General features: G+C 46.4%; 13 protein-coding genes and 1 pseudogene. All 14 read left to right on the forward strand.

Going from position 1 to position 14,152, the window contains the following annotated elements; all coding sequences use genetic code 11:
• The first annotated feature begins 133 nt into the window (after positions 1-133).
• The gene (locus HMPREF1548_RS15635; protein WP_035322397.1) at positions 134-3,715 is read left to right on the forward strand and encodes a DUF5717 family protein; all 3,582 of its coding nucleotides are present in this window, start codon (positions 134-136) and stop codon (positions 3,713-3,715) included.
• Positions 3,716-3,816: 101 nt separating this feature from the next.
• Entirely contained in the window at positions 3,817-5,142 is a 1,326-nt protein-coding gene (locus tag HMPREF1548_RS15640; protein WP_021637268.1) for a DUF5716 family protein, read from the forward strand.
• A 29-nt stretch (positions 5,143-5,171) separates the two neighbouring features.
• Positions 5,172-6,005 (forward strand): hypothetical protein, encoded by an 834-nt coding sequence (locus HMPREF1548_RS15645; RefSeq protein ID WP_021637269.1) that lies wholly within the window; start codon positions 5,172-5,174, stop codon positions 6,003-6,005.
• Positions 6,002-6,339, forward strand: a pseudogene (locus HMPREF1548_RS31045) (YfbO family protein). The gene HMPREF1548_RS15645 and the pseudogene HMPREF1548_RS31045 overlap by 4 nt, the downstream one beginning before the upstream one ends.
• Positions 6,340-6,536: 197 nt before the next feature.
• Positions 6,537-6,671, forward strand: a complete 135-nt coding sequence (locus HMPREF1548_RS30575) for a DUF6061 family protein (RefSeq protein WP_330413862.1) — start codon at positions 6,537-6,539, stop codon at positions 6,669-6,671.
• A gap of 120 nt (positions 6,672-6,791) precedes the next feature.
• Positions 6,792-7,238 (forward strand): MarR family winged helix-turn-helix transcriptional regulator, encoded by a 447-nt coding sequence (locus tag HMPREF1548_RS15655; RefSeq protein WP_051358411.1) that lies wholly within the window; start codon positions 6,792-6,794, stop codon positions 7,236-7,238.
• Positions 7,239-9,215 (forward strand): MATE family efflux transporter, encoded by a 1,977-nt coding sequence (locus HMPREF1548_RS30015; RefSeq protein WP_021637273.1) that lies wholly within the window; start codon positions 7,239-7,241, stop codon positions 9,213-9,215. It begins immediately after the preceding gene.
• A 164-nt stretch (positions 9,216-9,379) separates the two neighbouring features.
• Positions 9,380-10,414, forward strand: coding sequence for an NAD-dependent epimerase/dehydratase family protein (locus HMPREF1548_RS15665; RefSeq protein WP_286138079.1), 1,035 nt, complete (start codon positions 9,380-9,382; stop codon positions 10,412-10,414).
• 622 nt (positions 10,415-11,036) lie between these two features.
• The gene (locus HMPREF1548_RS15670; RefSeq protein ID WP_021637276.1) at positions 11,037-11,648 is read left to right on the forward strand and encodes a sugar O-acetyltransferase; all 612 of its coding nucleotides are present in this window, start codon (positions 11,037-11,039) and stop codon (positions 11,646-11,648) included.
• Between the two features lie 58 nt (positions 11,649-11,706).
• Positions 11,707-12,282 (forward strand): nucleoside/nucleotide kinase family protein, encoded by a 576-nt coding sequence (locus HMPREF1548_RS15675; protein WP_146045364.1) that lies wholly within the window; start codon positions 11,707-11,709, stop codon positions 12,280-12,282.
• A 48-nt stretch (positions 12,283-12,330) separates the two neighbouring features.
• A complete protein-coding gene (locus HMPREF1548_RS15680) occupies positions 12,331-12,915 on the forward strand; it encodes a flavodoxin family protein (protein ID WP_021637278.1) in 585 nt (194 codons plus the stop codon).
• Between the two features lie 78 nt (positions 12,916-12,993).
• The gene (locus tag HMPREF1548_RS15685) at positions 12,994-13,515 is read left to right on the forward strand and encodes a hypothetical protein (protein WP_021637279.1); all 522 of its coding nucleotides are present in this window, start codon (positions 12,994-12,996) and stop codon (positions 13,513-13,515) included.
• 101 nt (positions 13,516-13,616) lie between these two features.
• Entirely contained in the window at positions 13,617-13,775 is a 159-nt protein-coding gene (locus HMPREF1548_RS29540) for an adenine nucleotide alpha hydrolase family protein (protein ID WP_021637280.1), read from the forward strand.
• A gap of 161 nt (positions 13,776-13,936) precedes the next feature.
• Positions 13,937-14,101 (forward strand): hypothetical protein, encoded by a 165-nt coding sequence (locus HMPREF1548_RS29545; protein ID WP_021637281.1) that lies wholly within the window; start codon positions 13,937-13,939, stop codon positions 14,099-14,101.
• The last annotated feature ends 51 nt before the right edge of the window (positions 14,102-14,152 follow it).

A 14,152-nucleotide genomic window follows, 5' to 3' on the forward strand; every position in this document is an offset into this window, starting at 1 on the left:
GTAACTGTGAGGGGTACTGAACAGTTACAATTTTTTTATGAAACACTGTGGCATTATACTATAAGAATATATACAGGCCTATGCAACGTGTTTTAGCTATAGTTGAATAAAAACAGACGAGGAGGTGAGAACTTTGAAGGAGCTTTTTGCGCGGATATCAACAGAGGATTGGGAAGAAACAGGCGGTTCTTTGGAGCTCTCATGTCAGGAAGTGGGTCTGGCCCTGGAAAAGGATGAAGTGAGGGAAGGCTTCTTTACGGTAACCGGGGAACCCGGACAGGTGACGGAAGGGTACGTTTCCTGTGACGAAGAGCGTATGGAGTGCCTGACTTCTTTTTTTTCGGGCTCTGTGGAAAATATAGAGTACCGGTTTGACAGCCGCGGGATGCGGGAGGGGGAGGAGCGCAGGGGAAGATTCCTGATCGTGTCCAACCGGGGTGAGTATGAGGTGCCGTTTCAGGCGGTGGTGGTACATAAGGAGCTGGTCAGCTCAGAGGGCGAGCTGGGCAATCTGTTCCAGTTTACGAACCTGGCGAGAAATAGCTGGGAGGAGGCAGTGAAGCTGTTTTATTCACCTGATTTCCTGCGGGTTCTGGGCGGGCAGGACCGGAAATACCGAAATCTGTACAAAGGTCTTTCCAGAGATCCGGGAAATGTGCATAACGTGGAGGAATTTCTCATTTCCGTGCATAAGAAGCAGCCGGTGGAATATGTGCTTCCACGGACGGAAATCGTGGTGGCAAACCTTCAGGGGCAGGGAGGGGAGACGCTTCAGATTGTAAAAAACGGCTGGGGCTGTACCTATCTGGAGGTGGAAACGGAAGGGGGTTTTCTTTCCACGGAGAAAAAAATCCTGCGGGAGGAGGATTTCCTGGGAAACCAGTGCAGCCTGCCTTTGTTTGTCAATCAGGAGGCGCTGCATGAAGGAAAGAATTTCGGAAGGATCATTTTAAGACATGCCTATGGAACACAGTATGCATCCGTTACCATTATCAAAAGGGCGGAGCATCGTGTGGCGAGAACCGGGCGCCGGCAGGAGATGAAGCGTCTGACGGTGGAGCTGGTACGGCTTTATCAGGATTATAAAATGAAGCGGATGAATGCAGTGCTGTGGAGGGCGCAGACCGCTGAGGTGGTGGAGCGGATGAAGCGGCTGGATGATAAGAATCCTGCGGTGCGGCTTTATCAGGCGCATCTTCTGATTACGGAGGAACGCTTTGACGATGCGGGACGGATTCTGGAACATCTGGATATCACCCTGGACGATGAAGCGCCGGAGCTTTACTGTTATTATCTATATCTGAGCAGCCTGTATCACAGGGATGAGGCTTTTACCGCAGAGGTTACCATACAGGTGGAGGATTTTTACCGGGTATACCGGGATAACTGGCGGATTGCCTGGCTTCTGCTGTTTATGCTGGCGCCCCTGGGGAGAAGCGTTTCCCAGAAATGGCTGTTTCTGGAGGAACAGTTCCGGCGCAGCGGGACGAGCCCCGTGTTGTATCTGGAGGCTCTGCACCTGGCGAATTTCAGCCCAACCCTGATGATGAAGCTGGATACCTATGAACTGCAGCTTCTGCATTTCGGCGCCAGGAACGGAATCCTTTCCGAGGATTTGGTGGGGCATCTGGTCTATCTTGCAGGAAAGGAAAAATATTATAAGGAGTGCCTGTTCGGGATTTTGAAGGCCTGCTATGAGAAAAAAAGTGATCCGCAGCTGCTTGCCGCCATCTGTTCCCTGCTGATTAAGGGAAATAAAAGCGGCCCGGAATATTACCTGTGGTACCGCAGGGGCGTGGAGCAGGAGCTGAGGGTTACCAGGCTGTATGAATATTATATGATGTCGGTGGATTTGAATAAGGAAGTGGAAATCCCCCGCATTGTACTCATGTATTTTGCTTACCAGAGCAATCTGGATTATGAACACTGCGCCTACCTGTATGCCTATCTGCAAAAGCACAGGGAAGAGTTCCCGGAGCTGTACCTGGCCTACAAGAGCCAGATAGACCGCTTCGTGCTGCAGCAGCTCTATAAAGGCCGTATCAACCGGCATCTGGCGTATCTGTATCAGACCGTCCTGGATGAAAAAATGCTGACCAGGGATAACTGCCAGGCGGTGGCGCCCCTTCTTTTCATGCAGCAGCTGGACTGCGAGGGATCGGATATCCGGCAGGCGGTGGTCATCCATACCCGGCTGCGGGGCGAGCAGGCCTATCCGGTGGAGGATGGCAGAGCCTATGTGGCGGTTTATGATAAGGATTATGAGATCCTTCTGGAGGATGAAGCCCATAACCGTTATGCCGCCGGAAGGCCCTTTGTACTCGACCGGCTGATGTATCCGGCCCGGTGCGCGGGCGCTTTGGAGCCCTTTGTGGAAAATTCCCTGGGCTTTAATCTGTTCTGCTGTGAGAGCAGCAAGGGAAAAATACGGATTACGGAAAAAAATGCGTCCAGGTTCCGGCTGCTTGCGGAGGATGAGCACGTTATCCCGGCCTTTGCCCGGGCGATACGCATGGCGCTGCTGCGTTTTTATTATGGACAGGAGAACCTGGAGGAGCTGGATCTGCTGCTGGAGACATTGAAAAAAGAGGATTTGGACGCGTCGGATGTTTATGAGGCGGCAGGATTTCTGGTGCTCCGTTCTTTTTATGAAAAGGCCTACGCCTGGCTGCAGGGAATGGAGCTGGGACGTGCGGATGCCAAAATCCTGCTGCGCCTGTGCAGCAGAATGCTGGAAACCGGCCTGTGCACCCAGGAAGCGGCCATGACCCGGCTTTGCTACAGCGCATTCGGCCGGGAAAAATATGACAGCCATATCCTGCAGCACCTGGTGGAGCAATATGAGGGAAGCTGTAAGGAACTGACGGAAATCCGGAGGGCTGCGGAGAACTTTGCGGTGGACACCTATAACCTGACGGAAAGGCTGCTGGTGCAGCTGCTCTATACCGGCGTAAATGTGCTGGAACGCACCGGGCTTTTACGGCAGTATATTGTGGGCGGCGGAAAAAATGAGCTGGAAGCGGCTTTCCTGCACAGGTGCAGCGGCCTGTATCTGATGAACGGGGAAAAAATGGACCGCTACATCATCACTGATATCGGCAGGGTGGCGGCCAGGGGTGAGCCTTTAAGCGATATGTGCCGCCTGGCGTTTCTGGAATATTTTGCGAGAAACCGTGACGAGCGCGGCGAAAGGGTTGATTTGCTGATTAAGCAGTTCGGGGAGGAGCTTATCAGCAAAAATATGAAGCTTCCTCTGTTCCAGGAGTATGTGGATATCCTGGAAGGCGCGGAACCCATGATGGATAAAACCATGGTAGTTTTCCGGGGCCAAAGGGAGCGGCCGGCAGTGATCAATTACCGGATAGTTTCAAATGGAATGGGCGGCAGCGAGCCTTCTGCGTCGCAGAAGACTTACCGGACCCTGGAGCTGCAGCATATGTATGCAGGCATTTATACGGCCAGTTTTGTGCTGTTTGCAGGAGAAAGCCTGCAGTATTTTATCTCGGATAATTCCGGCAGCGGGGAGATCCTGGACAGCGGCGAGCTGAAAATGGGGGACTGCAGCCTTTTTGTGAAGGAAAGCCGGTATGGCTTGATTAACGATATCGCTTCCGCCCGCCTGATGGGAGAGGAAGCGGAGGCACAGGAGCTTCTGGAACAGTATCTGATGACGGAGTGGATGACTGACGGACTGTTTCAGATAAAAGGGCAGTAACAGAAAAAAAAGCGGCGGTTTGTAACGGTTCAGCCCATCGGGGCTGTTACCGTGGTTCAATTTTAACTGGACTGCCGCAGAAGAAAGGCAGGTGAAGGAAGATGTTTCTGGGAAATGGGGACAGGAAAAGCGGAACAGGCGCGTTTATCGGATATGACATCAGCGACAGGTTTGCCCAGATCAGCTTCTGGATGCCGGGAGCGGATAAACCAGAAACACTGACCCAGGTCATGGGCGAGGAGCAGTACATGATTCCCGCGGTGCTCTGCCGGCGCACGGATCGGGATGTATGGACCTATGGAAGGGAAGCTCTGAAAAATGCGGCTGCCGGTGACGGCATCCTTGTGGAAAACTTGCTTTCCAAAGCGCTGGCGGGCGAGAGCGTGGAGGTGGACGGGGAAAGCTACGAAGGGGCTGTTTTGCTTTCCCTGTTTATCAAACGAAGCCTTTCGCTGCTTGCGGGGGCGGTCAATCCGGAAAAAGCGGGCATGTTCCTTTTTACGTTAGAAAAAGTGGATAAGCAGACCGTGGAGGTGCTGTCCCGGGTGGCGGCGCTGATTTCCCTGCCGCCGGAACGGGTTTCCTGCCAAAGCAGGGCGGAGAGCTTCTTCTATTATAATATCAACCAGCCAGAGGAGCTTTGGCGGCATCATGTGATGGTATGCGATTTTTCTGGCAGCCATATGAAGCTGCTCATGTTTGAGGTAAACCGGCATACCAGGCCGGTGACGGTGATGATACGGGAGGATGATTACCCGCAGCTGCCAAGAGAGGCCCTGCCGGAGGAGGAAGCTGAACGGGAGGCTGTAAAACAGCGGATGGACAGCGTCTTTGCGGCGATTTTAGGAAAGGTGTGCGAGGGAAAAATCATTGATACGGTTTATCTGATAGGCGACGGTTTTGAAGGTGACTGGTATACCCGTTCGCTGCCGATCCTCTGCCGCGGCAGGCGTGTTTTCCTGGGAAACAACCTGTACAGCAAGGGAGCGTGCTATGGGGCAAGGGCCAAGCAGCAGCCTGGTGAAAACAGCAGCGGCTACGTTTATCTGGGCAAGGACATGCTGAAGGCCAATATCGGGCTGGAGGCGGCCTTCAGGGGGGAGGAATCCTATTTTGCACTGCTGGATGCGGGAACCAACTGGTATGATGCAAAAAGGGAATGTGATTTCCTTTTGAACGAGGATCATGCGTTTTCCCTGCGGATTACGCCTCTTTCCGGGCGTGAGGTAAAGGAAGTGACCGTAACGCTGGACGGGGTTCCGGAGAGGCCTGTGAGAACGACGAGGATACGCCTGACGGTTTCTCTGGAGGATGTGGATACAGTAAAGCTGCGGATGGAGGATCTGGGCTTTGGGGAAATGTTCCCGGCATCCCATAAGATATGGGAGGAGACTTTCAGTCTTGGCGGACGGCAGGAGCGATTTTAACATATTTCAGCGAAAGGAGGCGGAGGCGCATGAGCAGGGTCCATTTATGTCTGGGAAGACTGGCAGATAATCCATACACCTTTGAAAAGTCCAGGGTCCGTGTTTTTTCCATAGAGGAGCTGTGCTTCTTCCTGCGGGAAAATGCGTATCTGCTGGATGAAAATATTTTTACCCGGGGGCTTTTTGACTGGATAGGGAAGGAATGCGCCCTGCCGGATCTGGGACAGAAGCTGAATATGCTTTTAAAAAATAAGGAGAAACCGGAAAGCTTTGTTACCGTAATTTTTGAGTATACAGGGTATTTTGACGACCGGGAAATCCGGGAAACACAGCATTTGGTGGAGGTGAGCGCAGATGTGACGCTGTCAGAGAAGCAGAAGGCCAGGGCGGATTATTTTCTGGAAAGCAGGCGATATGTGCTGGCGCTGCAGGAATACCAGAAGCTGCTTCATGACGGCGAGGGACTGTCCCCTGTTTTCCTGGGGAAGGTTTACCATAATATGGGCTGCGCGCAGGCCAAGCTGTTCTTATTTGAAAAAGCGGCTGTGTCCTTTGAGCAGGCCAGCCGTCTGGGAGGAGATCCCGCCAGCCTGCTTTCCTATCTGGCGGCGATGCGGCTGCATCTGAAGGAGCAGGAGTATCTGAATTTCCTGACGGAGCATCCGGAGTATTATGAGGCGTCCCTGGAGCTGGAAAAGCTTGTGGTGGAACGTAAGGAGGGCTGGACGGCTTCCAGGAATGAGTCTGTGGTAGCTGAGATTAAGAGCGCTTTCTTCTCGGGAGAGGAGGAAAAGTGCGGGGAGCTGATGGAGGGCGTTCTGGGAAAACTGGAGGAGGAGTACCGGGATTACGTAGTGCAGTGAGGGGAGGACGATTGCGGGGTTTCAAAGAACTCTTGGGAGATAACGGAGAACGCTTTCCTTTATTAACCCTTGATGAATTTTTTGAGGGAAATACGCAGGAGGATTCCATTGCCCCGAATCAATGGGAGTTTGGCCGGCCTTCTCTTGGTGAAATGTGGGAGATTCTATCGTAGTATGTGCGGACATCCAGCCTGAAGAACTGGAAAAACTGGTGAATTGCGAGTGGTTATGTTCTGACGGGGTAATTGAAATAAATCCTTCGGAACTAGATATTTATTCGTGCATACCATTAATTCCGGAAAATTTTAGTTGTTTGGAAATTGTGTGGGACTAATTCAAAGAAGCTGGTTTTTGTATACGATGATGCGGAAGCTATAGAGCTTAATGAGAATTACCTTAACCCCCCATATTTCCGGGATGTACAACTATAAGTTGTCAAATTGAGTGTGCTTTGTAGGTGGTTTACAACCATAGCAGGGGCTATGATTTGGGCACAGTCAGGAACGGCTGAAATAGACGGAGGCCTAAGGTATGTGCGTATCAAAACGAGCGGAACTTGATTATCTGATCTGTAATGCACCTCTTGAATATTCTGACCTTATCTTGAATGGTAATCCCGAGATATATTTGAAAACTGTAACTGGATATAAAACATTGGATAGCTGATTAAAAATGCCCGTATGAGAAATCCTGCGGGCATTTTTTTGTAACATTTCCGTGAAACCCATTGAAAAAACTCTGACTCGTGGTATAATCCCATTTGGGATTATATTGAAGGAGGTACACATGAACAAAGAGTCACTGAAAGTTGTCAACGACATTAACCGGGCGATCATCAAAGCCCGTGGGATCTACTCTGAGTGGTCTGCCCGGCATGGGATCAGCTATCATGAGATGCTCGTGCTCTATACCATCAGAGAGTTCGGGTTCTGTACCCAAAAACAAATCTGCGACAGCTATTTACTTCCACGCCAGACAATGAACAATGTCATTACCAGAATGCGAAAGGACGGTCTGCTGGAATACAGCAGTGTGCACTCTATTGGGCGTGAAAAGGCATTTGTTCTGTCGGAAAAGGGTACCGGCTATATCGCGCCATTGCTGGCTTCGCTGGAAGGAATGGAAACCGGGGCGCTGGAACTGCTCGGCGATGAAAAGCTGGCCATGCTGACAGGGCTTTTATCGGATTATAATAAGGCATTATGTACCGTTATGGAGGAACAACAGGAATAAATGGATACGATTGCATTTTACGGAAAAGAGAAAATCAGTAAAATACTTCTGAAATTGGCTCCGCCTGTAATGCTTGCACAGCTCATTCAGGCGCTGTATAACATTATTGATAGCCTGTTCATCGGAAGATTTTCCGATGATGGTTTAACGGCTCTGTCCATCGTATATCCGCTTCAGCTTTTGATGATCGCTCTTGCAGTAGGAACAGGTGTTGGGATCAACACCATCATTGCCGCTAAGCTTGGTGAAGGCCGGGAAAAGGAAGCCAATGAATACGCTGGTGTGGGTACTCCGTTGGCCACAGTCCTTTGGTTTTTGTTTGCCCTGATCTGCTGGCTCATTATGCCCGCTTATGCCAGGATGTCCACCGAATCCGAAACGATCATTCAGGATGTAATCACTTACGGCAGGATCGTCTGCCTGTTCAGCTTCGGCCTGTTTTTAGAAAGTATCTGGACAAAGGTTCTGCAGGCCAACGGCGATATGAAAACTCCGATGGTTGCGCAGATCGTCGGTGCTGTGACGAATATTATTTTAGATCCCTTGCTGATTTTTGGTATGTTTGGACTGCCCCGAATGGGCATTGCCGGAGCTGCTGTTGCCACCGTTGCAGGACAGATCGTTGCCGCACTGATTGTTATGAAGAAGGGTTATCGCCCTTCACCTGCAAAAGCGGTTTATCCCCGATACATTGCAAGGATCTTCCATTTGGGAATGCCCAACATCCTCATGCAGTCTGCGTATACCTTTTATATCCTTGGCCTGAATCTTATCCTGGCGGGCTTCTCCGATCAGGCTGTTACTGCGCTGGGACTTTACTATAAGTGGCAGACGTTTTTCTTTATTCCGCTGAATGCCATGCAGACCTGTATCGTACCGATCATCAGCTTTAACTATGCCGCCAGAAACATTGACCGTTGCAAAAAAACATTGATGACTGCGATTGGTTTCGGTCTTGTAATGATGACAATAGGAACGCTGTGCTTTGCTTCCATTCCCGGACCGATGCTCAGTGTATTCACATCAGACCCTCTTGTAATCGAGATTGGGTGCATCGGTTTCCGCTTCGTCGGCATCAGCTTCCTGCCCATGGTCACTTCTCTGATTTTTCCGGTATTCTTTCAGGCTGTGGGCTATAGCTTGAAAAGCACAGCCTTGACCGTTATCCGTACAGTGGTACTGTTTGTACCTTTGGGATATGTATTTTCCCGCTTTGGTCTTACATGGTTCTGGATGACCTTCCCGGTAACGGAAATTATCACAAGTATTGCGGGCATCGTATTCTATCGTCAGTTTCTGGAGGCGGACTACGTTAAAAACAGAAGACCTGAGATTCCCGTTTCCGGTGCAGCTCCTGCATTACAGCCATCCAAACCGGGCGTTATTATCACCATAGCAAGACAGCACGGTTCCTCTGGCAAGCAGATTGGCAAGCTGGTGGCGCAGTGCCTGGACATTCCGTTCTATTACAAAGAGATGATCGCATTGGCTGCCCACGAAAGCGGACTGGATGCGGAGTTTATTTCTGATATTCACAAGAATTCTCCCGAGGTGCTTCGTGACCTGTATCTGAGCACCGGTGCAGTCAGCCACGCTATAGATGCTCAGAAGAAAATCATTTGCCAGATCGCAGACAACGGCAGCTGTGTGATCGTTGGCAGAGCCGCAGGCTATGTGCTTCGGGATTATGACAATGTGGTTCGTGTATTTATCCATGCACCGAAGAAATATCGTATCAGGCGGGTTATGGAAATTTATGGTGACACACCCGAGGAAGCCAAGTGGAATATCCACCGTTCGGACAAAGCCAGAAGTGCCTACTATCGCCATATTTCCGGTAAGCGCTGGGATGATGGGAAAAACTATCAGCTTGTTCTGGATTCTTCCATAGGTATTGATAAGGCAGTAGAAATGATTGTGAATTATGTTTCGGAAAATGAGGTATATAAAGCCCGCCGCAGCGATCAGACCCCGTAGCGTATTCGCTCTTGTTCCAACTCGATAGGAATTGTCAATTTCTTCGCTGGCTTACCAAACGGGATTTTCAAAACATGACGGATGGCACCCCAGGCAAAAAGATATATTCCCAGAGTGGATTTCAGAAGGATATGTTTATTGTGTCTAACGAGAAGATATGGCTTATGGGAAAATATGGATACATAAATATTTCAGTTTGTCGAACTGAAAAGTTTGAATTTATGGAGGAAAATAAAATGCGTGTAGTAGTAATTGGTGCAGCAGGACATATTGGCACTTATCTTATACCTATGCTTGTAGATAACGGATATGAAACAATAGCGATTACCAGAAAAATGTCAATGCCTTATGAAGATGCACCTGCGTGGCATAAGGTGAAACGTGTCTTATTGGATAGAGAGAATGATTCGGAATTCATTGAAAAACTAAAGGCTATGGAACCGGATATTATTGTGGATTTGGTAAACTTCAATATTAAGGAAACCAAGAAGATTGTCGAAGGATTCGAGGGGACAGGATTGTTTCATTATCTTTATTGCTCATCTTGCTGGGCGCATGGAATGGCAGAAACAATACCGTTTAATCCTGATGATTTGAGAAAAGAACCATTGGATGAATACGGAAAAGACAAGTTTGCCAGTGAGATGTACTTGAAGGAACAGTATCAAAAGGAGGGCTTTCCATCTACAATTATCATGCCTGGACAGATATCAGGACCTGGTTGGGCGATTATTAATCCATGGGGAAATACTTCAATGAGAGTATTTCAGGATATTGCTGATGGAAAAGAAATAGCACTTCCAAACTTTGGACAGGAAATCCTGCATCATGTTCATGGTTATGATGTTGCACAGGTATTTTACAAAGCAATTACTCATAGAAACCAAGCACTTGGAGAGGCTTTTGATGCCGAAGCTGCTACACATATAACATTATATGGTTTTGCAAAACATATGTATGAGTATTTTGGTCATGAATCTAAAATTAAGTTTCTTCCATGGCCGGAATGGTGCAAGTATGAGGGAAATTCCGAAGAATGTGAACATACATATTATCATATTGTGCGAAGTGGTGTATTTAGTATTGAAAAAACAAAGCGGCTTTTAGAATATCAGCCTAAATATACTTGCCTGGAAACAATTGATCTTGCAGTGAAAAGCTATATTGATAGAAATTTAATAAGGGTTTCCGATAACTGATGTATTTCTTCGAATTTGAATTTACGGAAGAGGAATACAATGTTTAAGGTGATAAAGAAAGATTTGTTGTCATTGGCAAAGAAAGACGCAAACGGGAGTATTGTGGGAATAAACTATATGTATTTCCCGATAAGAGAAGTTTGATATATTCACATTTATTTTTGCGTGTCTCAGGCAGATAAAACGCATAAACAGGGCCTGTGAGTAGGATGGAAATACTGGATAATGACATTTTCAGGGGATGCCTTCATTTGTTTTGGGTGCAGGCCTTGCTTTTGGTCTGATAGAAGGTTAGATGAGTATTATGCCTGCCTGGTAAAAGGGGTAATTGCCAGGTCCCGGTATGGCGGAACAGTTTGCTTTGCTGGTTTTATATTTAACAGTCCTGAGCGTCAGTCAATAATGATTGGCGCTTTTTTCATCTTTTTATTAATTCTGTGCGGCCTGCGTATATAAAGATTGCCCTTATGGGGAATCCACAGTATAATTACTTTAATCAGAATCAAAATCAGAACTGGTTGGGAAAATGTTAGGTTGGTTCATGGAAAAGAAGCGGCTGAAACGGATCTCGCAGGATACTGCCGGTTTATAAGACCGGACAATAAAAGTGGAGGAAGTACTAATGAAGAAAAAAGATGTTGTTACACTGTCAATGGCTGAGCGAAGGGCGGAAGGCTTATTATGGGTTGATACTGGCGAAAACATGAATCAGCAAATATACGCCAGGGGCCTTTGCCAGGATTTCAATCAGACGAGAGCAACGGAAACTGAAAAAAGAGAGGAAATTCTAAAGAAATTGCTGGCTTTTTGCGGGAATAATGTGTGGATAGAACCTCCGCTTACACTGGCGATGGGAAAAACCGTTTCGATTGGAAACGGCACGTATATTAATTCCAATCTTACATTGGTTGATGATTATGAAATCATCATAGGGGAAAAGGTTCTTATTGCGCCCAATGTTACAATGAGCACCACAAATCATCCAATGCACTATATGGCGCGCAGCCGTGGGGAAATGTACTGTAAAAGAGTGGTAATTGAGGATAATGTATGGATTGGAAGCAATGTTGTTATCTGTGCCGGTGTGACTGTTGGTAAGGGATCGGTAATTGGCGCCGGAAGTGTTGTAACAAGAGACATTCCCCCGATGTGCTTTGCCGCAGGCAGCCCCTGTAAGGTAATCCGGGAAATTACCGATGATGACTTGAAGGAATTCGAACCGATACCTGAATAAATAAAAAGGGCGATAATAATAACTGAAGGTGAGGAAATCATGTTATGTGGAGGGGAATGTGAAAAAGTATATAATATTAGCCGGAGTACCTCGTGCCGGAAAAAGTACAGCTTCACAAATAGTTGCAAAAACATTGGGATATCAGCATATTAGCATGGATTCCATTATTGCTGGAATTGAAAAGGTATTCCCGGAAACTGATATTGATACGGAAGCATCTGTTGACCCACAGAGAAATTTGGAACATATCAGTTCAAAAATCGCTCCATTTATTAGGGCAATGATGGATAGCGGCGAATATGATGAATGTGATTACGGAGTGATTTTTGATGTATATCAGTTATTACCTGAAGATTATGTAACATATATTGATGATGAAAAATGTGATATAGCCTATTTTTTATCATCTGATTCTACACCGGAAGAAAGACTTAGAATATTACAGCTATATGACACACCGGATGATTATACCTATTTTCATTCGCAGGAAGAAAAACAAAGAGAGTGTGCAGATATTGTAAGCATCAGTAATTATTTAAAGCAGCAATGCATTTTATACGGGTTGTCTTATTATGAGACATCGTATAACCGTGAAAAAGTATTGGGTGAGTTTATATCTAAGCTAAGTAAATGAATTCCTGTCTATGCAGCTGATAAATTAAAGTTTGCGGAGGAGGTTGTGATGAAAAAAATATTAGTGGTACAGGGTGGCGGACGCTTTAACGGTAATACCAGTCAGTTAGCAGATGCGTTTATTCAAGGCGCAATGGAGGCCGGACATACAGTTGAAAAGATTTCCTTGAATAAGACCGAGGTGAAAGGCTGTATCGGGTGCAACGCTTGCCGCTATGGTAAACCATGCGTGCAAAAGGATGGTTTTAATGAGCTTGTTCCTAAGATTAAGACGGCAGATTTGATCGTCTTTGCATCGCCATTATTATTTTGGACATTGTCCTCCAAAATCAAGGCATTTATTGAGAGATTTTATTGCATTGCTGAGGAAGACCCGAATCCGCCGTTAGGGCGGTATGAAAGGTATCCGGTCAAAGATGCCGCGTTACTTATGACATCAGCTGATGATTTTTTCTGGACATATGAACAGGCGGTATCCTATTACAAATTTACGATTGTCAATTATATGGGTTTCCGTGATAAAGGGATGCTGCTTGCCGGAGGGTGCGGAGATACGAATGGAAAACCGCAGATTGATAAAACGAACCACCTTAGGGAAGCCTACGATTTCGGAAAAAATATTTACAGAGAATAGAGTCAATAGAAAGTTATTTCTTGCATTCATAATAGCGAGGGCATACTTGTTAAATTTGAACAGGGAGAAGGGGAAGGAATGAAACAGAATACGCTTGTTGAAATAATTGAAGAGCAGACAGGCAGAGCGCTGTGGGAAGTAAGGAATTTAATAGATTGTGTCCCTGATCAATTATGGAATAAGGAATATTGTGAGATGCCGTGTTTTAAGCATATATATCATATGCTGCACTCGTTGGATTTATGGTATATCAATCCAAGGGATAAGAATTTCCAAGAGCCTGACATACATGAAGCAAATCTAAACAACTTAGATATGGAGTCTTTCAAAAAACTTTCGCGGGAGCAATTACTCTGTTATTTTAACCGTATTGAAGACAAAATAAAAGAATATGTTTCAGATTTAACAGATGAACAATTATTAGAATATCCTGTAGATTGTGAGTATTGCAAATTCACGTTGATTTTAGCGCAGTTCAGACATTTACACACTCATATGGGGATGATCATGGGATTTGTTATTGATGATACGGGTCTGTGGCCAAGGGTTTTGGGGTTGGAGAGTCCTTTTCCCCAAGGGAAATATGATAAATATTTGTAACGGGAAAACTGTTTGATGAACTGACAAAACCGGAACAATGCAGTTGTAGCCCCAGGTTTGCGGGGCTGACAATTTTACATTTAGTCTGGCAGAGAATACATATGGAGAAAGCATATTTTAACTGGAACAGTGGAAAACATTCGGCAATGGCTCTATATTACGCAATTAAATATGGAAAACATGAAGTTTTGTCGTTGTTTACAATTGATAAAAACGCTGGAACTAAAATTGCAATGCATGAGATAGGCATTGATTTATAAAAAAGACAGGCCGGCGCGATTGGAATCCCCTTAACAGTATTAGAATATGATTACAGGGCATCAGAAGAGGAATACAAGAGAACTGCTTTCTGAATTTATTAACCTGGGCAAGCTGTAAATCTTTGTATAAAGCGATAAAATCGGGATAGGCGGAGAAGATTATGATAAAAAAGCTGGCTTTGATATTAAGCATAATATTTATAATTTTAACATTTGTCGGGGCCGGATATATTCTTTTTAACGGTGGAAAAGTTAATGCTGGGTATGCTTGTGTGCCTATGGTTTTGGCATTGATTTCTCTCTCTTTTTATCGAAAGTACAAGTGACGTATAACTCCTGGCTTATAAAGCGAAACAAACTGAATTTGTAAAGGAGAA

Source organism: Clostridium sp. KLE 1755 (assembly GCF_000466465.2).
GTDB lineage: Bacteria > Bacillota > Clostridia > Lachnospirales > Lachnospiraceae > Eisenbergiella > Eisenbergiella porci.